Below are 22,597 nucleotides of genomic sequence, written 5' to 3'. Positions count from 1 at the left end.
CAATATGTTGTATTAATCGCCTATAATTGCTACAACTACAATGCACCGCTTCACGGTGGAATTGTGGATAACGTGGGTCAGGATTGCGGGAAGTCATTGGCAATAGAGATGAATAAAGCCATGGTCGCTTCCCCAACCTCTGTGGATAACCTGTTCTTATAAATATGGAGTGATCATGACACCGCATGTGATGAAACGAGATGGCTGTAAAGTGCCGTTTAAATCAGAGCGCATCAAAGAAGCCATTCTGCGTGCAGCTAAAGCAGCGGGAGTCGATGACGCAGATTACTGTGCCACCGTCGCAGAAGTCGTTAGTAGCCTGATGAATGAGCGCAGCCAGGTCGATATCAACGAGATCCAGACAGCGGTAGAAAACCAGCTGATGTCTGGCCCGTACAAACAACTCGCCCGTGCGTACATCGAATATCGCCACGACCGTGATATCCAGCGTGAAAAACGTGGCCGTCTGAACCAGGAAATTCGTGGTCTGGTTGAGCAAACCAACTCTGCTCTGCTGAACGAAAACGCCAACAAAGACAGCAAAGTGATTCCGACCCAGCGCGACCTGCTGGCCGGTATCGTCGCCAAACACTATGCGCGCCAACACCTGCTGCCGCGTGATGTTGTCCAGGCGCACGAGCGTGGTGATATTCACTATCACGATCTCGACTACTCGCCGTTCTTCCCGATGTTTAACTGCATGCTGATCGACCTGAAAGGCATGCTGACGCAGGGCTTTAAGATGGGTAACGCGGAGATTGAGCCGCCAAAATCCATCTCTACCGCGACCGCCGTGACCGCGCAGATTATCGCGCAGGTTGCCAGCCATATTTATGGCGGTACTACCATTAACCGTATTGATGAAGTTCTCGCGCCGTTCGTGACCGAGAGCTTTAATAAACATCGCAAAACCGCTGAAGAATGGCAGATCCCGGACGCCGACGGTTATGCCCATTCCCGTACCGAGAAAGAGTGCTACGACGCATTCCAGTCCCTAGAGTATGAAGTGAACACCCTGCATACCGCCAACGGTCAGACGCCGTTCGTCACCTTTGGTTTTGGCCTGGGCACCAGTTGGGAATCACGTTTGATCCAGCAGTCTATTCTGCGTAACCGCATTGCTGGCCTCGGTAAAAACCGTAAAACCGCGGTGTTCCCGAAACTGGTGTTCGCGATTCGCGATGGTCTGAACCACAAGTTTGGCGATCCGAACTACGATATCAAGCAGCTGGCGCTGGAGTGCGCGAGCAAGCGTATGTACCCGGACATCCTGAACTACGATCAGGTGGTCAAAGTCACCGGTTCGTTCAAAACGCCAATGGGCTGCCGCAGCTTCCTCGGCGTCTGGGAAAACGAGAACGGCGAACAGGTTCACGATGGTCGCAACAACCTCGGCGTTATCAGCCTCAACCTGCCGCGTATCGCGCTGGAAGCCCATGGCGATGAAGCCACCTTCTGGAAACTGCTCGACGACCGTCTGGTGCTGGCGCGTAAAGCGCTGATGACCCGTATCGCGCGTCTGGAAGGCGTAAAAGCCCGCGTTGCGCCCATTCTGTACATGGAAGGTGCCTGCGGCGTGCGTCTGAAAGCGGACGATGACGTGTCTGAGATCTTTAAAAATGGTCGCGCCTCTATCTCTCTGGGCTACATCGGCATTCATGAGACCATCAACGCGCTGTTTGGCGACAAACATGTCTATGACAGCGAGCAGCTGCGCGCCAAAGGTATCGCCATTGTGGAACGTCTGCGTCAGGCGGTCGATCAGTGGAAAGACGAGACCGGCTATGGCTTTAGCCTGTACAGCACGCCGAGTGAAAACCTGTGTGACCGCTTCTGCCGTCTGGATACCGCCGAGTTTGGCGTGGTGCCGGGCGTAACCGACAAAGGTTACTACACCAACAGCTTCCACCTCGACGTGGAGAAAAAGGTGAACCCGTACGACAAGATCGATTTCGAAGCGCCGTACCCGCCGCTGGCGAGCGGGGGCTTCATTTGCTACGGCGAGTACCCGAATATTCAGCACAACCTGAAAGCGCTGGAAGACGTTTGGGATTACAGCTATCAGCACGTGCCGTATTACGGCACCAACACGCCAATCGATGAATGCTACGAGTGCGGCTTTACCGGTGAGTTCGAGTGCACCAGTAAAGGCTTCACCTGCCCGAAATGTGGTAACCACGACGCCGCGCGCGTGTCGGTCACGCGCCGCGTGTGCGGTTATTTAGGCAGCCCGGACGCACGTCCGTTTAACGCCGGTAAGCAGGAAGAAGTGAAGCGCCGCGTTAAGCATTTAGGCAATGGGCAGATCGGTTAATATCCGTTTGCAAAGGCCGTAGGCCTGATAAGACGCAATCGCGTCGCCATCAGGCATCACAATGTTGCCGGATGCGGTGCAAGCACCTTATCCGGCCTACATGCTTTCTGGACATCCTCTATGCGCTACCATCAATACTATCCTGTCGATATCGTCAACGGCCCAGGAACCCGATGCACCCTGTTTGTGTCAGGGTGCGTGCACGAATGCCCCGGTTGCTATAACAAAAGCACCTGGCGGCTCAATTCCGGCGAGCCGTTTACCAAAGAGATGGAAGATAAGATCATTGCCGATCTGAACGACACGCGTATTCACCGTCAGGGAATTTCGCTGTCGGGCGGCGATCCGCTGCATCCGCAGAACGTGCCGGATATTCTGCAACTGGTGCAACGTATTCGCGCTGAGTGTCCGGGGAAAGATATCTGGGTGTGGACCGGCTACAAGCTCGATGAACTCAACGCCGCACAGATGCAGGTGGTGGATCTCATCAACGTGCTGGTTGATGGCAAATTTGTGCAGGACCTCAAAGACCCGGCGCTGATCTGGCGCGGTAGCAGCAACCAGGTCGTGCATCATTTGCGATAAAATCACTCAGGAGAGGCGTGTTCACAGCCTCTCCGTCCATTTACTCATTCGCGATTGCGCTTTACCACGGGCATCAATGGCACGCCCATCCGGCAGCCAGCGCTCCGCTTCCCCTTTCAGTACCCCCTTTTCGTAACAGAGACGCTGGGCAAGCGAGCCGTCCGGATAGAACTGTTCGCTGAGCTGGTGACGCAACCCCTGACTCCACTGCTCACGCTGCTGTAGCTGCCCGGAAGGATAAAAGCTGCGGCATTCGCCGTGCAGCAGGCCGTCAAGCCACTGCTCTTCTCGCAGTAGCTCGCCGTTTTCCGAGAAGTAACGAGCAATACCGTCCGGCCTGCCCTCACGATACGCCTGCTGCATAGCTAGCTGACCGTTAGGATGCCAGCGCTCCATTACCCCATGCAGCGCCCCCTGTTGATATCGCAAAACTGCCAGCAGGCGTCCGTTCTCTTCAATTCTCGTCTCACCGTTTAGCTGGTCGTTCGCAAGATTTGCCCGTAGCAGGGTGTTATCCAGGTGATATTCCTGCGTATCGCTCATCAGTTAATCTTCACCAGGCCACCTTTAATCATCAGCACCCCGCCACCATCCACCGTTTGGGTCGCGCTGGCTTTGCTGGTGAGCGTGGCTTTTGCTTCGTGGCTGATGGTTGCGGCTTTCTGGGTCAGCGAGGCTTTCGCTTCACTGGCTATGCTGGTGGCATCCAGCTTCATGCTGCCCGACGCGCTGGCGTTAAGACCCGACCCGCTCTTGATGTCCAACGTTTTACCGCTCTCGAGAGTTAGCGTACCGCTGACCTTAATCGTCAGGTTGCCATCGACGTTCAGCGTGTAGTTGCCCTTTACCTTATGCGTCTCGTTGCCGTCGATGACGTGCTCCTGATCGCCTTTCACCGTCACGCTGCGCTTCTCTTTTACCTCCAGTGTGTCGCTGCCTTTTTCGATTTTCACCGCACGATTGCCTTTTTTTAGGGTGACGGTTTCGTTGCCCTCTTCAACGGTACGCGTGCGGTCGTTTTTGACGTTCTGAATGTCGTCATGGCTGATAGTCGTTTTGCTGTCGTTGAGCACGGTAAGCTGGAAGTCTTTTTGCGCCTGCATCGCCAGCAGCTCGGCATCTTTTTTGTCGTCGAAGCGTAGTTCGTTGAAGCCTTTTTCACTTTTGGTTTTAATGCCCGACTGGGTCTGGTTCGACGGAAGTGCGTACGGCAGCGCATTCGCGCCGTTGTAGACGCAGCCGGTAATCAGCGGTTTATCCGGGTCGCCGTCGATAAAGCTCACCACCACTTCCTGACCGATGCGCGGGATAAACTGCGCGCCGAAGCCGTTGCCGCTCCACGCCGTCGCCACCCGCAGCCAGCAGGAGCTGGTTTCGTCGCTTTTGCCCTCTCTGTCCCATGGGAACTGCACCTTCACCCGACCAAGTTTGTCGGTCCAGATCTCCTCGCCGCTTTTACCCACCACCGTCGCCGTTTGCGTATGCATAAAGGGCTGTGGCGTCACGGCGAGGGGGCGATACGGCGTGGCCTTTGGAATAGCAGTGAAGCGGTTGCGATAGCGTTCACCGTCGTACTCGTGGCTAACGGCGGTGATTAGCCAGTCGATGTTCAGAGATTTGTCGTCATGATCGGTTAGCGTAAACCAGTGCCCGGCCATCAACGCCGCGCAGTCGCTTTCACCGACCAGCTGTTTCGCCTGCGCTTTCAGGGCGTTAACCTTCCACGCCGTCAGCGCGTCGCCTTCGGCTTTAACGCTAAAACGCCCCGGATGCTGATACTGCATCTCGCCCTTCTTCTCCCCGGCCTGGGCAAACAGCGCGGCTTTTGGCTGCTCGTAGTTATAGTCGCTGCTCTGGAAGCCCTGGGTGGTGGTCTGCAAACGCAGCTGCGCCGAACGAATCATGCCGGTTTCCCGCGCGCCGCTCTGTGCGGCCTGATACTTGACCTTTTTATCGCCAGGTATCGGCGGGAAGGCGCTGTTATCATCCGCCAGCACCAGCGTATGCTTGCCTGCTGCGTGGGTGAAGAACCAGAAAATCCCCTCCTGCTCCAGCAGCCGCGAGACAAAATTAAAATCGCTTTCGTTGTATTGCAGGCAGTATTCACGCTTCGCCGGTTTGCTTTTCAGTTGAAATTTGTAGTCGCTAAACCCGGCGTCTTTAAACACCTTCTCGACGATCTCCTGCGCGCTGAGGTTCTGAAACACACGGTTGTTGCTGGCAAGTGTCAGCCACCACAGCCACGGGCGCAGCACAAACTGGTAGCGATCGGCATTGCTGGTCGCCGGAAGCTGGTGCGCTTCGGCAATCAGCCCGTCGTAGTCGGCATTATTGATTGTCGCGGTAAGATGGGTTGCCAGCGCGCTGTCTAAGGTTAACGGCGCGGAGGTGGTTCCCGCGACGGTGGCGGTGGTCAGGCCGTTAAGTTGGGATTCGGTTTGCGCTGTTGTGGCGGTTAGGCCGGTCAGGGTTGGGGCGGTGAGTTTGATGATAGTGGTATCGGGCATGGGGAAGTCCTTTTTCAACGATAGCGCTAGCGCCGGTTAGCCTGATGATAAACCTCATCGCCATCACGTCTGCCCACGGCGATCACAAGAACGACAACCTGCTCGTCCTCGACCTGATAGACCAGACGATACCCGGCACTGCGTAGCTTGATTTTATAACGGTGTAATTTGCCAGACAGGCGGGCGGCAGGGACATGAGGGTTCTCTAGCCGTTCCGCTAGCTTCTTTTTGAACTGCTCGCGTAATGTGGGTGAAAGTTTGCGCCACTCCTTGAGCGCAATATCTAAAAACTCCAGACTATAGGTCATTTAAAGACACCTGTATTCGCTTTCCACCTTCACGTTCGTCGGCGATACGGTTCAGCTCCGCATCTTCTGCCAGCTCCAGCAAATACGCATAGACCGCAGGCGGCACGCAGTAAAACGCTGGCTCATTGCGGTTCAGAATCGCCACCGCTTCACCTTCCCCTGCGTTAACCGTCCCCATCGGGTTACGTTTCAGGTCGGTGATGCTGGCTGCGGTTTTGGTCAGTATGTGAAATGGCATGGTTGTTTCCTCGTTAATGAGGTTTTAGTATAGGCCACAAAAGGTACTTTTAAAAGCATCATTAAAAATGCTTTTACTACACCAAAACCATGGCATTATGGTCTGTTGCCCGGTTAACGGCGCGGAGGTGGTTATAATTAAATTCATTCACTCGTCATAAAAAGATGTTTTACATGGAAAAACATCATATAATTTTTCATATTTATTACTAACTGGGGAGTGATATACCCCAGAATAAAAAACCTTCCATTTATTTTCATGGTGTACACATATAGGATAATATGAAAAATAGCCATCACCAAATTTCTTTTCTTTTAAAAATTTTTCACCAGAATAAAAAGGGCCAGCATAATCCCTATATTCCACTCTACAGACGCATTCTCCCTGCACAGTAATTTTACCTAATGATGTCCCATCTGAATCATGAAAAAAGATAAATTTTCTATCATTTTTATTTACCTGTAATGCACAACCATTCATTCCTGTTGATATGGCCAACGCTCCATTATTTTGAGGAATTGGAACCTCACAACTTCCAACCCCTCCCAATCCATTGGTAACAAAGGGGAAATACCAATCACTACCGGAGTTATTTGTTAATATCAACTTATATATTTTATCTTTTACTTTAACACACTTCACACTACAATTCCCTGAATTTAAAATTACACCTTTAGCAATATCGACAAGAAAAACATACTGTAAGAGTGTCGACTCAGGGTTCGTTCGTAACAAGGCAAGTTTCGTATCACCATCATCAACATCCCATTTAAATGGCCACATATTATTCTCCTTTTATAGATACGACTCAATTAATAACTTGTAATTTTCTCTCCATCACTTCCCCAACCACCAAATTCTCAACATCCCTGGCCCCGACTCCCTTACACTTCTCCATCACCCTCTCGACTAATCCATCTTCCATATTTAATTTCTCCCCCGTCGCCACGAAATATCGCTGTGATAATTTCTCCAGTTTCGCCAGCACAATCCCTTTTAATATTTTTTCATCCAATGCCCGATAGGCCACCGTGGTCATCCTTGCTAAAAACGCCGGGCGAAAATGCTTTAATAACTCCTCGCGCAATGCCTCATTAAACCGCTCGCTGTTTAATTCATTTGCAGGCGTATCAAGAATTAACTCTGCGCCGACATTGCTGGTTGCCAGCATCACCGTGTTTTTAAAATCAACAATCAGCCCGGTGCCATCTTCCATTACCCCTTTATCGAAGACGTTATAAAACGCCTCCAGCACATCCGGGTGTGCCTTTTCGATTTCATCGAGCAGCACCACCGAATAGGGGCGACGGCGCACGGCTTCGGTTAACGCCCCGCCGCTGCCGTAGCCAACGTAGCCCGGCGGCGCGCCCTTCAGTTGGCTGACGGTGTGCGCTTCCTGGTATTCAGACAGGTTGATGGTGATCAGATTGCGTTCGCCGCCGTACAAAGCATCGGCCAGCGCATAGGCGGTCTCGGTTTTACCCACGCCGGTTGGCCCCACCAGCAGAAACACGCCGACCGGCTTTTGCGGATCGGTCAGGCCGCTGCGATAGGCGCGCAGCCGCTGGGCGATGGTCTCCAGCGCGGCCTGTTGTCCCATTACCCGTTCGCTCATCCGTGCAACCAGCGTGCGCAGGGCGTGGGCTTCATCGGTCTGCATCTGGCCGATTGGGATCCCGGTCCAGCCGCTGCTCACCGAAGCCACCGTGGCGGGATCGACGCAGTCCGGCACCAGCGGCACTTCGTCACGTAGCTGGGCGGCGGCAGTTTCCAGTTTGCCGATCAGCGCGGCGCACTCCACCAGCTCTTGCTCCAGTTCCTCGTCATCGTCCAGCCGCGCGCTGAGATCCAGCATCCGCTGACGGGCGGCCTGTAGCTCGCCGACCCGCTGACGCTCATCCTGCCAGCGTCCTTCCACTTCCCGCGCCTGCTGGTGGAGTTTTTCCGCCTGCGCTTCCAGTTCACACAGTCGATCGTGATGATCGACGCCGACCAGCAGCTCGCGGTTCAGGCGTTCGCTCTCTTCTTCAATAGCCGCCTGCTGCTGACGGATCTCCTCAAGCTGGGGCGGCACGTCATGCTGCGCCAGCGCCACCCGCGCGCAGGCGGTGTCGAGCACGCTGATCGCTTTGTCCGGCAACTGGCGACCAGAGATATAGCGCTGCGAGAGGCGCACCGCCTCGCGGATCGCCGTATCCAGAATTTGTACCCCGTGATGCGCCTCCAGTTTATCGGCCACCGCCCGCAGCATGATTACCGCGCTGTTCTCGTCCGGTTCCTCGATCTGGATACGCTGAAAACGCCGGTCCAGCGCCGGATCTTTCTCGAAATATTTTTTGTACTCCTGCCAGGTGGTGGCGGCGATGGTACGCAGTTCACCACGCGCCAGCGCCGGTTTCAGCAGGTTGGCGGCATCATTACCCCCCTCGGCGCCGCCCGCGCCAATCAGCGTGTGGGCTTCGTCGATAAATAAAATAATCGGCTGCGGGGATTTTTTAACGGCGTCAATGACGCCTTTTAGTCGCTGCTCAAATTCACCTTTCACGCCCGCTCCCGCTTGCAACAAGCCAAGATCGAGCGCCAGCAGAGCGACATCACGCAACGGCGGCGGCACGCTGGCTTCGGCAATGCGCAGCGCCAGCCCTTCGGCGACGGCGGTTTTGCCCACACCTGGCGCACCCACCAGAATCGGGTTGTTTTGCCTGCGACGCAGCAGGATGTCGATGCACTGGCGGATCTCCGCGTCGCGCCCGATGATCGGATCGATCCGCCCTTCCCGCGCGTCACGCGTCAGATCGTGCGTATATTGATCCAGAACCCCGCCTTCACGCTTCGGGGATTCGCCCTTGTCAGGGTCTGCAGCCTCCTCAACGGAGTTGCGACACCAGTTCTGCCACTGGCTTTCCAGCTCCGCAGCCGGAAGCTGTAACAATAGTGGCATTCCCTGCGCCAACTGGGTACGCAGCCGTTCTCGGGTGAGTAAGGTCAGGAGCAATAAGGCCGAACGAACCAGAGGAATACGCTGGAACGTCGCCTGCAAAATCGCCCCTTCCAGTAGCTCTATCAGGTGTACGGAAAACACCGGCATCCGCGTACAGCCCGTTTTGAACTGCGCCTGAGCACGCTGGATCTCTTCACGTAACGTATCGGTGGAGATCGCCGCGTTGCTCAGGCAATACGCTAAATCACAGTGTTCATCATCCAGTAAAGCCAGCAGCATATGCTCCGGCTCAACGAACCAGTGTCCCTGCGCCCGGCTGCGTTCGGCGGCCTGTTCCAGCGCACGAAAACAAATTGGGTTCAGTCGTTTTACCAGCGCTTTCAAATCCATTTACTGTTCTCCTCAAGATGCTGTTGGCAATGGAACATGGCGGGCTTGCGCCCTGCCAGTTGCGCGGTATAACCCAGACGCGGCGGCGCAGCGCGGGTTAAGCGATGATCCAGAGTCAGGGTTGCGCGCATCATCAATTCCAGCGTTATTCCCGCACCAAACCAGATTTCCGCTAATTTGCTCAGTTGAATAAATCCCCGCCCGCCAGGTAAAAATGTTCGCCACTGCGCGGCATTTTCCGCACGCAGATGCCCCCGTAGCGCCGCATGCTGATTCCATATTCGCCGACCGGCGACGCTATTGCGCCCCAGCCGACACCCGGTCCGACTTTGAGACGCCAGCGGCAAGGATTGCCAGCGCCCGATAAACTCCTCAATATGGACGGTGATACCGAGCGTTGCCGCCACCAGCACCACAAATCCCGCCGTTGAACGCCGACGATTCGCCAGCCCGCTACTTTGCGACAGCAGACGCTGTAGCTGCCCAGACTGAGGCTTTTTTACGGCATCCAGATCAAAACCACACAGCACCCGCATCAGCGTAAACCCCGGCGCATCTTCTCGCCTGGCGTAAGGCGTTGCCAGCCGATACAGGCTCAGGCTACGGCAGTGATGTTGAATCAAGCGCTGTTGAAACAGATGAATAAAGTCCTGCGACGCGCTGTTTTTATCCTGCGCCGCCTGTTGCAGCCATTCCAGCCAGCCGTAGGGCAGCACCCCATCGGCTCCGCCCGGCCCCAGGCTGTGGACCTGAAGGGTACCGTCGCGCAGCGACACCTCCGCAGGCGTGAACGCCAGCCCCAGTTCCCCCCGCAGCGCGGGCGTTTCACCGCTCGCCCGTAAGATGCGGATACACTGCTCGAGCGAAAAGCGCCACGGCTCGCGCCGCAATAGGGCGATTACGCTATCAGCGCGGTCTGTTCGGCTTCTGTCCATAGCGACAGTTCCTCTCCATCTTCCTGCAATACCGTACGAACAAAGCAGTTCGCGGTGGCATTGCGAGCCAGAAAACGGGCGATGATGCCGGCAAATAGCAGTCGGCTATTGCCAGTAAATGATTGTGGTTCAAGCGTTAACGTCACCCGGATGCCGTTATGCCAACCGCGCCAGGCATCACCTCCCCGATGCTCACTGACCCGTTGGCAACGCATCTCGCGAATACCATTAATCTGTTGCCAGACGGCGGGTGACGCGGCGGAAGGGGCGTACAGCGCCAGCAGCTCTTTCAGCGACGCCAGCGCCATCTCGCCTTCCACCAGCGACAGGTGATTGAGCGCCAGCGAGGAAAGCAACTTCCAGCGCGTGTCCCGCTGTAATGCTGGCTCAGAAGGCGTGGTCGGCGTACCCAATAAATGTACTTGCGCAACCGGGCCCGGCACTTCGAAGGTCAATGGCGTTCCCGCTGTAAGTTGTGCAGCCTGCTCACCGTTGCTGCACCAGAGCGTTGCCGTCAGACTGGTTTCTTCATCCGCTACATACGGGTCAAAACGGCTGTCCACCAGCGTTAGCCACAGCGTATTCCCCTGGTGGCGGTGACGCCGTGCATACCAGAACCAGCGGGCCTCGCTATGTCCCTGGGCTGAGTAGTACGCAGGAACGCGCCAGGCTTTCTCACGGCGACTCATCCACAGCGCCTGTACGCGGTAGATGTGCACATTTTTGTCATGATGATCGGCGACCAGCCGATGTTCGCTCTGGGTATGTTCGACAAACAGCGGCTCTGAGGTGCGAGTGAAAAGGTTTATTACCGGCACGCAGCCCAGACGAATATCGCCAGGTTTAATATGCTGTGCTGCCTGTGGAGCATTGTCGAAAGGGATACACACCGTGATACTGTCGCCCTCGCCCGTCGACGGCAGCGGTAAATCAAAATACATCAGCGTCTGCGGACAGTTCATCCAGGCACTGAGCGCCAGCACGCTGGACTCTACGCCCGGTTCGCTGGGCAAAATCTTTTCGGCATTCAGCAGGCCAATGGGATGTGGGCGCAGCGGCCCGATGACATGGGCATATAACAAATCAAACAGCGTGGCATTGATTTGCGGCGAACCGCTGAGATGAATGCGCAACTGTGTTACCGCCAACGTTGAGAACTGATGCGGCGGCAGGCAACGTAGCTGAATACGCAATGCGCCACGCGCCTGCGCCATTCCGCTCAACTGCCGGGCCTGTGCGGCATCACACCAGACAACATTTTCAATCTCGATAGGCCACAGCGTTTGCGCCAACGCCGTGCGCCACCAGACTGTTTCTCCACTTTCCGTTTGCGCGTATAACGGCGTTCCAGCAGGAAGCGTGTAGCCCTGACTCAGATCGCCCGCCAGCGGATCGGCGGTAAAACAAGCGGTTGCGCAAGAAGGAAAAGGGCGTAACAAATGGGGAGAGAGCTGTTCCAGTAGCGAGTCGCATAGCTCACCAAAGCCGTCATCAAGACGCTGATGCAGCCTGGCACTTTGCAACGCAAAGCCTTCCAGAAGTCGTTCAACATGGGGATCCGGGCAATCGAATTCACTCAGCCGCAGTCGGGAAGCAACATGCGGATGCCGACGAGCGAATTCACCGCTGGCGGTTCGCAGCCATCGTAGCTCTTGCAGATAATCATCAAGCAATCGATCGTCCATTGATCTCCCCTGATACGGGTTATCGCCAACCGCCATTTTGGTACGCCAGCTCCAGCGTTAGCGGTTCGTCGTCGTTCCACAGCATCGCGTCAAGTTGCAGCGCCAGCGTCTGATGATGGGCATCTTTTACGCTCACGATCAGCGCCTGAATCCGGGGCTCATGGCGCAAAATAGCAGCGCGCAGCTGACGGCAATACCAACGCAGCACCCGTTCATCGCCCGCGTTCAGCCCGTGCCATTCCGGGACGCCCCAGGCAAGCAGCACCGGCAATGTGTCAGCATCTTCTGCCGCACGGGAGTTGAACAGTCTTCTCAACTCCCGGCAAACCGACTCACGCGGCGTAATGTCCTCATCCATCAGTCTGTCGAGCAGCGCGACGGGTAGTGACATGGGCATTACCTCAAGTTACGGTTTCTTATTCATCGCCATATCCCAGACGGAAGAGACGTTACCCTCTTTCTGACCTCCCAGTTTCTGAGCGGTAATTTCCCATTTAATTTTGGTGAAATTTAGCGACATCGTTTCCACCGGCTTACCGCCGGAACCGCCGCTCACGCTCAGATGCGAGATAATCACGTTATCCAGGGTATACACGATAAGTGGCAGCATTTTGCCGTCATCATTCCGACATAACGTCAACACGGCTTCTTTAATCATCTTCCCGCTGCAGCAGTACTCGTTAAGCTTCGGCGTGGAAAGGTCGACAAACTTGGTCAGCGACATTTCCCCCACGTGCGCCCGTCCGGAGGTGCGTTCGGTGTTACTGACGTCGTTGGTGACCTGCATTGCGACGTTATGGCTGTAGGACATGATCTCTATCTGATCTTTAAATCCATCAACCTGACTTTCGCCTTTGATATCGTCGAGCTTTAAAAAAATCGCATCCATGGTTTATCTCCTTAATGATCAAGCGGCTGCCGGTGGCGGCAGTTCGGCGACCAGACGAATAGAAGTGGTTAACTCTTCTAACTGGAAGTGCGGACGCAGGAATACAACCGCGCGATAGACTCCCGGCTTGCCAGGCACAGCACTTACGTCCACCCGCGCTTCGCGCAGTGGATAACGCGCTTTGATCTCCTGTGGGGCGCTGTCGGTGAGCAGGACATAATCGGCAATCCAGTTGTTGAGGTAGCTTTCGATCTCGTCACGGCTCATAAAGCTGCCAATCTTGTCGCGCATAATAACCTTCAGGTAGTGCGCAAAGCGCGAGGCGGCCAGGATGTACGGTAGCATCGCTGAAATGCGCGCGTTGGCGTTGGCTTCCGGCGTGTTGTAGATTTTTGCCTGATTAGTCGTTTGTCCACCAAAGAACGCGGCGGTGTTAGTATTCTTTTTATGGCACAGCGCGATAAACCCGAGATCGTTCAACTCTTTCTCACGGCGATCGGTGATGGCTATCTCCGTTGGGCAGCGCAGACTGATATCGCCGGATGGCGTAGAGAAGGTATGCGCTGGAAGATCTTCCACCAGTCCACCGCCTTCAGCGCCACGAATCGCCGCGCACCAGCCATACAAGGCAAATGCCTCGGTAATGCGGTTAGCCAGCACCCATGCGGCGTTGCCCCACAGGTATTTACTCGCGTCCATGCCGTTAACATCTTCAACGAAGTTCACCCCTTCTACCGGCACCGTATCCGGTCCGTACGGCAGACGCTGCAACACATGCGGTAACACCAGCGAGACATAGCGGGAGTCATCGCTATCGCGGAAGGCTCGCCATTTAATCAATTCGGTGCTTTCGAAGATCTTCGCCAGATCGCGCGGGACGCCCAGCTCAGCGAACGATCCCATATCAAATAAGCGCGGACTGGCGGCAGCAATAAATGGCGCATGGGCCGCTGCCGCCACCTGGGAGATTTTCTCCAGCAGCGCCACGTCCTGCGGATGTCGACCAAACTCAAAATCGCCCACCAACACGCTGTAAGGGTTGCCGCCGAAAGTCCCGTATTCATCTTCATACAGTTTTTTGAACAACGTGCTCTGGTCAAACTCGACCGCTTTTTCCAGATCGTCCTGCAACTCCTTACGTGACACATTCAGCAGACGCAATTTCAGCCGGGTGCTGGTTTCGGTATTCATCACAAATTGATGCAGGCCACGCCAGGAGGCTTCCAGTTTCTGCATCTCCGGGTGATGTAATACTTCATTCAACTGGTCGCTGATGAGCGCGTCAATCTGCGCGATGCGGTGGTTGATCATCGCTACGGTATCGCTTTCAATCACCATCCCTTCATCAAGAATCTGCGTAGCCAGTTCTTCCAGCATGTCACGCGCGTAGGTCTGCTGTAGCTCATCGCGCGCCATCCGCCCTTCCTGAATAATGCGGTCCAGCACGCTCAGCGTAACGGTTTGCCCACCGGTTTCAGCTTGTTCCTGAACATTGTCCATTGTTCTTCCCCTTTTTAGTTACGCGTTGTCAGTCGGTTTTTCTTCAGCAATGGGTCTTAACGCCTGAAGCTCAGCGTTGTCATTGACTACCTGCTGCAACAACGTATCCAGATCGTCGTTACCATCCAGTTTGGTTAGCAGGTCGCGTAAGCGTTGACGGGCAAGAAAAAGACGTTGGAGGGGTTTAACCTGATTAATGATATTGAGAGGAGAAAAGTCGTCGAATTCGTTGAAGTGGAGTTCTACGTTCAGTTTACTGCCATCATTAGCCAGACGATTTTCAACCTGTATCGCCAGACGAGGCGAGGCAGAAGAGAGTACATCGTCGAAATTATCACGATCGATTTCAACAAAACGGCGCTCACGTAATTTGGCCGGTGGAGATGCTGGATGCCCGGATAGATCCGCTAAAATACCAACAACCAAAGGAAGTTCTTTTTTCTCAATCGCGCCACCAGTTTCCACGTCATAGGTTATTTGCACGCGCGGCGGCCTAATACGGTTGAGTTTATGCTGAATGCTCTCTGCCATATTTAATCCTTTTTATTGCAATAGTATCCCTGGTGCTATTTTTGCCGCACCATTATTCGAAAATAGATTTTTCTGAATAACTACATGCAATATAAAAAACACAACAAAAAATAAATATCAACTTAATTTTTCAGTTTTTACACCAGGATCGCCGCTTTGATAAAAATCAAAAGCAATTAAACAACCAATTAAAATCAATAAGATACAAATAAATAATCACTGAAATGATATTTTCAACAAAACTAATTCACCATGTGAATAAATCAAGTAAAACGTTTTTTATTTTATAATCCGCGCTGAATAATGATTTAAATCAAAAAACAAACCTCAACCATTAATTACCGTTCTTATAACAATATAAAAGGACTTTATATGAAAAGCGGCATATGCCATTCGGCCATATTAATATTATTCAGTACCTTAACGTTACTGAATAGCGGCTGTTCATTGTGGCAAAACCGTGTGGCATTTAATGATGTAATTATTGAAACAGTTCCGGATGCGAATGATAACGCACCGGTAGCAGTGGATATTGTCGCTATTACCGATAGCGCGCTGTTACCCACCGTCCAGTCACTCTCCGCGACACAGTGGTTTAATGCCAAATCACAATTATTGCGTGATAACCCTGACGGATTTCGCGTCTGGTCTCTGGAACTGGTGCCAGGTTCACGTTTTGTTGCGCAAGAAAATCCCCTGCAGGGCGTTACGACAGAAGCAACGCTACTGTTTGCACGTTATCGCAGTGAAGGCGATCACCGGCTCCGGCTGGATAAAGTCAGTTCACTGCATCTGCTACTGATGACGGATGAGGCAATTCTGGCGCCCTGAACAAGGAAGATACTATGAGCACGATTCCGGCAATGGTCTGCTGGTACGAAGGGATGGCGATGTTGCCGCAACATTTCCAGTTACAGGCGCTGCGCAATGAAATGCTTCCCGCCATGCTGGCGCGGTGCGCCAATCCCGGATTCTGGGGCGTTAACCACCTACATATCGACGAAGCCGCACTGTGTGCCGGTATGCTGCGTATCCTGCGTCTTGAGGCAATCATGCCCGATGGCACGCCGGTTGAGTACGATATCAGCCGCGACTCGCCGCTGGAGTTCGACTGCCAACATCTGCTCCCCGCCGCGCCGGACAGTGAACATATTCTCTGGCTGGCGCTGCCGCCGCTAAACCGCGCCGGACAGTGGCAGTTGATGAATGACCGCTATCGCTCAACGAACAGCGCCCCAATGCCGGATCTGAGCAGCGGAGAATTTCCTGAAAGTATTTCGCTGTGGCAGCCCGCACCACGCCTGGTTTGTCAGCATGAACGCGCCGATTTAATCTGTCTGCCGCTACTTCAGATAGTGTATACCGAAGCAGGATTTCGTCAGAGCGACTGGTTTCCGCCCTCGCCCAGCGTCAGTGAAGAGAGCTATCTTTCCCGCAACACGCGACAACTCTGCTTACAGGCAAGAGAAAAAATTCTGTTTTTAAGCCGGGAAATGCAGTTGGCGCAACAGAGCCAACGCACCCATGACTGGCTGTGGCTAACGCTGTCGTTACAAAGTATTCAAGGGGCTTTACCGCTGCTGGAAAGCCTGATTAACGGTGGGCGTCCACACCCTGAGGATCTTTACCGCGCGCTGTGTTTATTTCTCGGGCAGACGGCAATTCTGACCCAGGATAAAACCCTGCCCTTGCTGCCGACCTTCGATTATCAAAACATGCAGCCGGCATTCGCCTCCCTTTTCACCATGTTGAAAAATCAATTGGCGCATATTCATCGCCGCTATCAACGGATCAACTTCAGCAAACTGGATAACATGTTTTCGCTTCAGCTCCCCGCGAATATCCATGCCGGAGAACAGGTGGTGATTGGTCTGCTGATGCCTGCTGGCAGCACCTTTAGAGCAGAAAGCTGGTTACAAAAGAGCCTTATCGCCAGCCAACCGTTTTTGGCCGTTTTGCGTCGTCAGCGAATGCATGGGATGACACTCGCTCCACTGTCCGCCGAACAGCACGGCGACTGGGAAGTCGACAGCAGTATCGCCCTGTTCACGTTAACGCTTACCACCCAGTGGTTTGAAAAAGAGACGCCGCTGGTCATTGCTCCGCTGCATGAAACCGATGACATGCCGCAGCGGATCATGCTTTACCGTCAGGAGGATCGCCATGACGCCTACGAATCCTGATATGCCTGCCTGCCGTCTGTTTGATGACGTCTTCTCTCGCTGGCTGGCGCAGTTTGAACGCTGGAAAAGCACCACGCTGCCGCCTGATGAATTGCACACGGAGGCTTTTGAGTACGCCAGTCAGGCGGTGGCAGAGTATAACCGACGTCTAATCCGTGAATTGGGTACCCCCTTTCAGCAGCAGATTGATGACGCGGTTTACGCCCTGGTCGCGCTGATTGATGAATCTGTACTCTATGGCGACTGGCCAGCCCTCTCACTCTGGCAGAGTTGCCCGCTGGAGTACCATTTGTGGCAGACCCATAGCGCCGGCGATCTGATCCCTCATAAGATCACCGCGTTACTCAATGAGCGCAGCCCCGGACAGCGCGATTTAGCCGCGCTTTATTTACGTTGCCTGACGCTGGGGTTCGGTTCCCGGCGTGACGATTTTGATCCACAGACCCACCAGGAAACCTGTCACCTGCTATGGCATTTTGCTTTCCAGCATGACGCCAGATTCAGCGATATTGCCCAGCGAATGGAATCCGCAGCACTGGGAACGCCATTACAGCTTCCGGCACACCGTCGCCTGCCTGACAACTCACGTCTGCACCTGATTGCCCTCATCATACTGCTCGCTCTGCTGCTGTTAAGCCAACGATTGTGGCTAAGTATTGAAGATGCTATCGGCGTGAATACGTTGCCTGATTTCCCGGTGACCCAGTCCTGCCAGGGAGATTCCAGGTGATGCAACACTGGCTGACTCTGCTGATTATTGTGCTGGTGCTGCTGGCGATGACCCTCTGGTGCGTCTGGTGGCAGTGGGAATACCGCAACGATACGTTCATCCGTGCGCAAAAAGAGATCCAGCGCGCCTGCGGCGGTCAGGATCCTTACGACAGTATGCGCATACTGATGCTGGGCGGCGAAGAAGATAACCGTCTGCTTTGTCGCAGTTGGTCACTCACCGACGGCCAGGAGTATTGGTTCGGGCAATGGTGGTTTAACCCTCAGTGTAGTGTTTTGTGCCTGCCGCAAACGTTGCAAACTGCCGCGAAAAAACGGCTTATTCGCCAGAATGACTGGCAAAAAATGCTCGCGGCATTGGTGAAAAGTCGTCCGCAGCGTCCACTGGACGCGCTGATTATCACCCTGTCGCTGGATGTGCTGCAGGGCGATGAAGCCGCTCGCGCCAGCCTACTGAACAACTGCCAACAGCTACAGCAAGTATGTGGGTTGAGTTTACCGGTCTACCTGCTGATAAGCGGTGTAGAAGCACTGGAAGGGGCTTCGTCTTTGTTAGCCATGTTGCCGGAGGAGGCTCGTCACAGCCCCATCGGCAGCGCCATCCCGGTCGCCAGAGAGGCCATCTGGAAGCCACAGTGGATAGACAGCGCGCTGGACAATACCCGAAGCTCACTGCGCATGCTCATCACGGAACTCGGCGCGCTGCGGGGAAATACGCCGGAAGATCTGTTTCGTCTGCCGGAAAACCTCCTGCCGCTAGCCGCCCCGCTGCATGATTATTTCGATTCTCTGTTTAACAGCAACGCCCGCGATGAACCTCCACTATTGCGTGGGATCTGGTTTGTCGCCCGTACGCTAACCCATGATAAACCACGGATGCAGTTTTGCCAGACGCTACTGAGCGGCAAAATTGCCGCCGAGCGTGGTCTGGCGCTCCCGGTCCGCCGCCTGCTGCGCCTGAATCTGCGCCGCCATTTCATTACCCTCGCCTGTTATAGCTGCCTTTGTGTTATCTGGCTGGCGGCAATGATCTGGAGCTGGCAATACCAACATACCAACGCCGTTTTACTACACGATCGTCTGCAAGTGCTGGCCACACAAACCCTGCGCGCCAATAACGCCGGCGAACGATCCACCGCACTGTACTGGCGAGTGCTTAACGGTATTCCGCAGTGGCAGTTTCGATCTGTTGTCTGGCCCGGTTCCTTGTTCAGCCATACCGACACAAAATTACGGGACACCTTTAATAACGCCACGTTAGCCAGCCTGTTATTACCTGCGACCAACAGCATCTGTCTGCAAAGTCAAAGTGAGAAGATGTCAGAGCAGGAGGAGCTACTGCCCGAGGAGCGTTACCGCCAGATTCAGCACCTGCTTAGCCAGGCAAAGCAAATGGAGTCGCGTTATTTACCATTACTGCAATTAATGCAGGTGAAGCAACCCACTATACAGACGCTGGCAAACGTCAGCGCCAGCATCTGGGGCGTGACCGTAGATACAGAATCGCTACCGTCGCAGGATCGTCTGAATGGGATGATTGCCACCCTCAACCTTTCACGCCTCAAATTGCCTGACGCCAGTGAATTAACGCAGCGAAACAGCGAGTATTTTTCTCGCGAAACGATGCGCTGGCTGGAGCAGAATTATGGCAACACCAGTCTGGATAACAACGAAGAGCAGCTCGAACAGTTACTGACGTTATTCAGCAATGACTCACGGGTTACTCCGCTATTTGTGCGTTCCTTAATCCGTCAGGTCAGCCGTTTACAGGCCACGCTAACTACGATTAATAATCTTAGCCGCGATGCGACTCACTCACCTATTCGGCTGCCGTTGGATGAGCTCCTCACCCAGGCACGCACGCTCAGACTGATCGACAATGATGTGATTCAAGAAGTTTTACGTCATGAAGCCTTATTGCGCCAACGCTTTCTGGCACAGGTCGATGGTTCCCGTCTGCATTTCTCCTCACTAACCGAGCAGTCGCCGGAAGGCGAGTTCAGCGTGTCACCGGATGTTGTCGCGCTGCAAAAAAGCCTGCGCGATCTGCTCAATCAACCGTTTTGGCAGCGTGGGGCGAGCCTGCCGACCGACACAACAGCAGGCTATCCCGGGAATCTACAACTCCAGCAGGCACTGGCGCTGTTTGGCGGATATGAGCGTTTTATACAACAACTTCCGGACAGTATCTGGCGTCCCAAACTCACTATGCTGGCCCGGCAAGCAGTTGAAAACGCCATGCTTCAGGCACTGTACACGGGGGCTGCCGAGTCACCTGACCATAGCAATCTCAGTACGGCTAGCGCGGATCAACTCATTGACGCGTTCAACCAGCTTAATCGTCCTCAGTTTGCCATCGCATTACGTCAGCAGGCCGCAGCCCAGGTGATTGCCCGCGTGCGCCAGGACGGCGGCGCGTTACTGCCGGCGATCGCCCCTCCCGCCGTGAATTACGCCACGGCAGAGCAGGCGCAGGTCAGCGGGCAGAAGATTGCCGGTTGGGCCAACGCGCAAGCCGCGCAAATCTCCGGCGCATTGACCCGCTATCAGCAGGATATCGACTGGCTCGACAAACAGCGTCCATGGCTTACCACGACGGAAAACCAGCTTATCGTCCGCTGGAGCAGTTCACTGGCCACAATGCAGCGGCTGCAACAACAGGATCCTGGCAGCCCGCCGATGCAAATGACCACGCTTGCCGCCGCGCTGCCCACGCTTTCCGCTCAGAATTGTCAGAGCGAGCTGGCGCAGTTCACCACTTCCGGCGGTAACGATTTTTACAGCCAATCGCTGAACGCGCTGGTAAACGCATCGCAGCAAACATGCCAGCAGCTACGCCAGCAGGCGAGCATTGGCGCGGTGGGGCAAATCTTCACACTGTACAACGTCTGGCTGGCGGGGCATTTCCCCTTTACCGCCGCGCCACAGGCACCGGATGCCGATGTCGATCGGGTTCGCGAACTCACGACTTTACTCGCGCAGCTCCCTCCAGAAACGCTCTCTGCGCAGCCGCCATTGATTCAACAACTGGCGGCGGCGCAGCCATTACTTTCCGCGCTGGTCAGTCCGGAAGGGGTTACGTTACGCGTTATCTGGCGCACCTCTCGTCACCGCGAGGTCGGCGCTGACCAAATTGCCGACTGGCGGCTTACCGGCAATCAACAGGCAATAAGCTACCCCGGCGGCACGACGGATCTGCACTGGCGTAGCGGAGACAGCCTTAACTTTAGTCTACGCTGGGCAACTAACTCCGCCTGGCGACCAATGCCAGGTCTGTCACAGACAGGTGTAACGGTAAGCGGTGATACTGGTCGCTGGCGCTGGCAGGGGGCATGGTCACTGCTGAGGATGATCAAACAACAGCGCGTCGGCGGCGCGCTGGCGCAACCGCTGCCATTACGCTTTTCGCTTCCTGTGGGAGATGGTCAGCAACAGTTACAAACCACCGTCTTTTGGCAAATCGCGCTGTTGGATGCACAGGGCAAAGCGCCGCTACCGTGGGTACCGCTTACCGAACAGGGATTATCACAAGGAAAATGATGGAACATATTCAGGCATTACTGACGCCTATTCAGGCGGATAAACCGTGCGGAGACGCGATCCGCTATTCACCAGAGTTCGACCGACTGGTCGCCGCTCGCCAGCAGGATGACGAAACGCTGCCCACGGGCGTCTGGCAAAGCACGCCGCGACGCGCTGACTGGGACGCCGTCGCACAGATCGCCACGTCGCTGACAAAAACGCTCAGCAAGGATCTGGTGATTATGAGCTGGCTGGGTGAGGCATGGATTCGGTCACAAGGCTTAACGTCTTTGCCCGATGCGCTGGCATTGGCCACGCTGGCGCTGGAGCGTTATCCAGAGGAATTGCACCCAAAAATCAAAGAGGGCGACTATGATTATCGCGCCGCCCCACTTTGCTGGATGGCGCAGCATTACGCCGTTCTGGTCGCCGAAGCTCCGCTATTTATAGCGAATGGAGAGCATATCTCCTTATCACAGTGGCAGCAGGGAAAATTATCAGACGTTCCCCTACCCGGGGCGGAAGAGTCGATCGTTACGGCGCTAACAGCAAGTCTTGAATGGCTTACGCGGCTTAATACCGTATGTCAGGGCTGGCCCGCAGCATCCGCACCGTCTTTCAATCCGCTGGAACAAAAAATTAAAACCTGCCTGCAAGCATTGGGGGCTAACTTGCCAGCCCCCTCACAGCCTGTCGTACAAGAAGCGGCACCAGCGCCTGGTAATCCCGTTGCATTTGCCCACCGCGGGGAAGCGTATCGGATGATTAAAGAGGTCGCGGATTACCTGGCACGTACTGAACCACACAGCCCGGTGCCTTATCTGCTCTATCGCGCCTTTGCCTGGGGGAATACGCCGCTACCTGAATTGCTCAATGAACTGATTAGCGGCGATGAGTCCGCTCGCCGACTGTGGAAACAATTGGGGGTACTGCCATGAGTTGTCCTGCCGTATGTACTGGCGCGATGCTGCAATGCTCGTTTGGTATAGCGCCAGCTACGCTGAACGTGTTGCCCACCAGCCGAACCATCGTCAACAACATGCCGATGGCGAATATTATGGATAACAAACCGTTTGTAAACATTCTGCCGTTCGGGATGTGCAACAGCATCGCTAACCCGACCGTTGCAGCCGCAACCGCGGCGGCGCTCGGCGTGCTGACGCCAATGCCGTGTATCCCCGCCACACCGGCCCCCTGGGCGCCGGGCTCACCCACGGTATTAGTGGGAAATATGCCCGCACTCACCGCCCAGTCAAAGCTGATTTGCATGTGGGGCGGCGTGATCCAGATTAGCTTCCCCGGCCAGGTAATGACCGTTGTGCCGTGATGTGATGCCCTTG

20 protein-coding genes are annotated in these 22,597 nt (G+C 54.8%); 8 read left to right on the top strand and 12 right to left on the bottom strand.

The genetic code is table 11. The features are described from left to right. Positions 1–175 precede the first annotated feature (175 nt). Both nrdD and nrdG read left to right on the top strand, forming a co-directional pair. A complete protein-coding gene (nrdD, locus tag OGV69_RS24930; protein ID WP_038636715.1) occupies positions 176–2,314 on the top strand; it encodes an anaerobic ribonucleoside-triphosphate reductase in 2,139 nt (712 codons plus the stop codon). Positions 2,315–2,434: 120 nt separating this feature from the next. Beyond that, complete coding sequence (gene nrdG / locus OGV69_RS24925) at positions 2,435–2,899, top strand: anaerobic ribonucleoside-triphosphate reductase-activating protein (RefSeq protein WP_069324767.1); 465 nt, start codon at positions 2,435–2,437, stop codon at positions 2,897–2,899. Between the two features lie 21 nt (positions 2,900–2,920). On the opposite strand, the gene OGV69_RS24920 is transcribed toward nrdG, so the two are convergent. The 12 genes from OGV69_RS24920 to tssB all read right to left on the bottom strand — a co-directional run bounded on the left by OGV69_RS24920 (position 2,921) and on the right by tssB (position 14,823). Further along, positions 2,921–3,442 (bottom strand): toxin-antitoxin system YwqK family antitoxin, encoded by a 522-nt coding sequence (locus OGV69_RS24920; RefSeq protein WP_069324766.1) that lies wholly within the window; start codon positions 3,440–3,442, stop codon positions 2,921–2,923. Further along, complete coding sequence (locus OGV69_RS24915) at positions 3,442–5,406, bottom strand: type VI secretion system Vgr family protein (protein ID WP_069324765.1); 1,965 nt, start codon at positions 5,404–5,406, stop codon at positions 3,442–3,444. Before OGV69_RS24915 ends, OGV69_RS24920 begins: the two co-directional genes overlap by 1 nt. 26 nt (positions 5,407–5,432) lie before the next feature. Beyond that, on the bottom strand, positions 5,433–5,714 hold the full coding sequence (locus OGV69_RS24910) for a type II toxin-antitoxin system RelE family toxin (RefSeq protein ID WP_038636706.1): 282 nt from the start codon (positions 5,712–5,714) through the stop codon (positions 5,433–5,435). Beyond that, positions 5,704–5,952, bottom strand: coding sequence for a type II toxin-antitoxin system Phd/YefM family antitoxin (locus tag OGV69_RS24905; protein WP_038636704.1), 249 nt, complete (start codon positions 5,950–5,952; stop codon positions 5,704–5,706). The genes OGV69_RS24910 and OGV69_RS24905 overlap by 11 nt, the downstream gene beginning before the upstream one ends. A 147-nt stretch (positions 5,953–6,099) precedes the next feature. After that, positions 6,100–6,735 (bottom strand): hypothetical protein, encoded by a 636-nt coding sequence (locus OGV69_RS24900; protein ID WP_110496142.1) that lies wholly within the window; start codon positions 6,733–6,735, stop codon positions 6,100–6,102. A 25-nt stretch (positions 6,736–6,760) separates the two neighbouring features. Next, positions 6,761–9,283 carry a type VI secretion system ATPase TssH gene (gene tssH / locus OGV69_RS24895; protein WP_286469543.1) on the bottom strand — a complete coding sequence of 841 codons (2,523 nt, stop codon included), beginning with the start codon at positions 9,281–9,283 and terminating at the stop codon, positions 6,761–6,763. Next, entirely contained in the window at positions 9,274–10,218 is a 945-nt protein-coding gene (locus OGV69_RS24890) for a type VI secretion system baseplate subunit TssG (RefSeq protein WP_069324793.1), read from the bottom strand. The genes tssH and OGV69_RS24890 overlap by 10 nt, the downstream gene beginning before the upstream one ends. After that, complete coding sequence (gene tssF, locus OGV69_RS24885) at positions 10,182–11,903, bottom strand: type VI secretion system baseplate subunit TssF (protein WP_069324763.1); 1,722 nt, start codon at positions 11,901–11,903, stop codon at positions 10,182–10,184. Before tssF ends, OGV69_RS24890 begins: the two co-directional genes overlap by 37 nt. Before the next feature lie 19 nt (positions 11,904–11,922). After that, positions 11,923–12,300: a type VI secretion system baseplate subunit TssE gene (gene tssE, locus OGV69_RS24880; RefSeq protein ID WP_038636696.1), complete on the bottom strand. Its 378-nt coding sequence runs from the start codon at positions 12,298–12,300 to the stop codon at positions 11,923–11,925. 9 nt (positions 12,301–12,309) lie between these two features. Further along, the gene (locus tag OGV69_RS24875; RefSeq protein WP_038636693.1) at positions 12,310–12,792 is read right to left on the bottom strand and encodes an Hcp family type VI secretion system effector; all 483 of its coding nucleotides are present in this window, start codon (positions 12,790–12,792) and stop codon (positions 12,310–12,312) included. Between the two features lie 18 nt (positions 12,793–12,810). Continuing rightward, positions 12,811–14,292, bottom strand: coding sequence for a type VI secretion system contractile sheath large subunit (tssC, locus tag OGV69_RS24870; RefSeq protein ID WP_069324762.1), 1,482 nt, complete (start codon positions 14,290–14,292; stop codon positions 12,811–12,813). A gap of 18 nt (positions 14,293–14,310) precedes the next feature. Next, positions 14,311–14,823 (bottom strand): type VI secretion system contractile sheath small subunit, encoded by a 513-nt coding sequence (gene tssB / locus OGV69_RS24865; protein ID WP_038636686.1) that lies wholly within the window; start codon positions 14,821–14,823, stop codon positions 14,311–14,313. A 372-nt stretch (positions 14,824–15,195) separates the two neighbouring features. Between tssB and OGV69_RS24860 the strand changes: the two genes are divergently transcribed. The 6 genes from OGV69_RS24860 to OGV69_RS24835 are packed head-to-tail and all read left to right on the top strand — an operon-like array spanning position 15,196 to position 22,584. Beyond that, positions 15,196–15,654 (top strand): hypothetical protein, encoded by a 459-nt coding sequence (locus OGV69_RS24860; RefSeq protein WP_038636684.1) that lies wholly within the window; start codon positions 15,196–15,198, stop codon positions 15,652–15,654. A gap of 14 nt (positions 15,655–15,668) precedes the next feature. Beyond that, the gene (tssK, locus tag OGV69_RS24855) at positions 15,669–17,006 is read left to right on the top strand and encodes a type VI secretion system baseplate subunit TssK (protein WP_069324761.1); all 1,338 of its coding nucleotides are present in this window, start codon (positions 15,669–15,671) and stop codon (positions 17,004–17,006) included. After that, positions 16,987–17,736, top strand: a complete 750-nt coding sequence (locus OGV69_RS24850) for a DotU family type IV/VI secretion system protein (RefSeq protein WP_069324760.1) — start codon at positions 16,987–16,989, stop codon at positions 17,734–17,736. The genes tssK and OGV69_RS24850 overlap by 20 nt, the downstream gene beginning before the upstream one ends. Continuing rightward, the gene (locus tag OGV69_RS24845) at positions 17,736–21,275 is read left to right on the top strand and encodes a type VI secretion system protein (protein WP_247672824.1); all 3,540 of its coding nucleotides are present in this window, start codon (positions 17,736–17,738) and stop codon (positions 21,273–21,275) included. Before OGV69_RS24850 ends, OGV69_RS24845 begins: the two co-directional genes overlap by 1 nt. Further along, positions 21,272–22,195 carry a type VI secretion system protein TssA gene (locus tag OGV69_RS24840; RefSeq protein ID WP_247681470.1) on the top strand — a complete coding sequence of 308 codons (924 nt, stop codon included), beginning with the start codon at positions 21,272–21,274 and terminating at the stop codon, positions 22,193–22,195. Before OGV69_RS24845 ends, OGV69_RS24840 begins: the two co-directional genes overlap by 4 nt. Beyond that, positions 22,192–22,584: a DUF4280 domain-containing protein gene (locus OGV69_RS24835; RefSeq protein WP_069324757.1), complete on the top strand. Its 393-nt coding sequence runs from the start codon at positions 22,192–22,194 to the stop codon at positions 22,582–22,584. Before OGV69_RS24840 ends, OGV69_RS24835 begins: the two co-directional genes overlap by 4 nt. Positions 22,585–22,597 lie beyond the last annotated feature (13 nt).

Origin of the sequence: Citrobacter sp. Cc139 (assembly GCF_030334645.1) — a bacterium.
In the GTDB taxonomy this organism is placed as follows: domain Bacteria; phylum Pseudomonadota; class Gammaproteobacteria; order Enterobacterales; family Enterobacteriaceae; genus Citrobacter; species Citrobacter werkmanii.
The sequence above is the reverse complement of the archived record's forward strand: the minus strand, read 5'-3'. Positions and strand labels throughout refer to the sequence as shown.

Bases quoted from the DNA above. Each gene is read 5' to 3' on its own strand.
- OGV69_RS24845 (WP_247672824.1), top strand. From the start codon at position 17,736: ATGCAACACTGGCTGACTCTGCTGATTATTGTGCTGGTGCTGCTGGCG.
- OGV69_RS24860 (WP_038636684.1), top strand. From the start codon at position 15,196: ATGAAAAGCGGCATATGCCATTCGGCCATATTAATATTATTCAGTACC.
- tssC (WP_069324762.1), bottom strand. From the start codon at position 14,292: ATGGACAATGTTCAGGAACAAGCTGAAACCGGTGGGCAAACCGTTACG.
- tssB (WP_038636686.1), bottom strand. From the start codon at position 14,823: ATGGCAGAGAGCATTCAGCATAAACTCAACCGTATTAGGCCGCCGCGC.
- OGV69_RS24900 (WP_110496142.1), bottom strand. From the start codon at position 6,735: ATGTGGCCATTTAAATGGGATGTTGATGATGGTGATACGAAACTTGCC.
- tssF (WP_069324763.1), bottom strand. From the start codon at position 11,903: ATGGACGATCGATTGCTTGATGATTATCTGCAAGAGCTACGATGGCTG.
- tssE (WP_038636696.1), bottom strand. From the start codon at position 12,300: ATGCCCATGTCACTACCCGTCGCGCTGCTCGACAGACTGATGGATGAG.
- OGV69_RS24840 (WP_247681470.1), top strand. From the start codon at position 21,272: ATGATGGAACATATTCAGGCATTACTGACGCCTATTCAGGCGGATAAA.
- OGV69_RS24915 (WP_069324765.1), bottom strand. From the start codon at position 5,406: ATGCCCGATACCACTATCATCAAACTCACCGCCCCAACCCTGACCGGC.
- OGV69_RS24890 (WP_069324793.1), bottom strand. From the start codon at position 10,218: ATGGACAGAAGCCGAACAGACCGCGCTGATAGCGTAATCGCCCTATTG.
- nrdG (WP_069324767.1), top strand. From the start codon at position 2,435: ATGCGCTACCATCAATACTATCCTGTCGATATCGTCAACGGCCCAGGA.
- OGV69_RS24905 (WP_038636704.1), bottom strand. From the start codon at position 5,952: ATGCCATTTCACATACTGACCAAAACCGCAGCCAGCATCACCGACCTG.
- OGV69_RS24910 (WP_038636706.1), bottom strand. From the start codon at position 5,714: ATGACCTATAGTCTGGAGTTTTTAGATATTGCGCTCAAGGAGTGGCGC.
- OGV69_RS24835 (WP_069324757.1), top strand. From the start codon at position 22,192: ATGAGTTGTCCTGCCGTATGTACTGGCGCGATGCTGCAATGCTCGTTT.
- tssK (WP_069324761.1), top strand. From the start codon at position 15,669: ATGAGCACGATTCCGGCAATGGTCTGCTGGTACGAAGGGATGGCGATG.
- nrdD (WP_038636715.1), top strand. From the start codon at position 176: ATGACACCGCATGTGATGAAACGAGATGGCTGTAAAGTGCCGTTTAAA.
- OGV69_RS24875 (WP_038636693.1), bottom strand. From the start codon at position 12,792: ATGGATGCGATTTTTTTAAAGCTCGACGATATCAAAGGCGAAAGTCAG.
- OGV69_RS24920 (WP_069324766.1), bottom strand. From the start codon at position 3,442: ATGAGCGATACGCAGGAATATCACCTGGATAACACCCTGCTACGGGCA.
- OGV69_RS24850 (WP_069324760.1), top strand. From the start codon at position 16,987: ATGACGCCTACGAATCCTGATATGCCTGCCTGCCGTCTGTTTGATGAC.
- tssH (WP_286469543.1), bottom strand. From the start codon at position 9,283: ATGGATTTGAAAGCGCTGGTAAAACGACTGAACCCAATTTGTTTTCGT.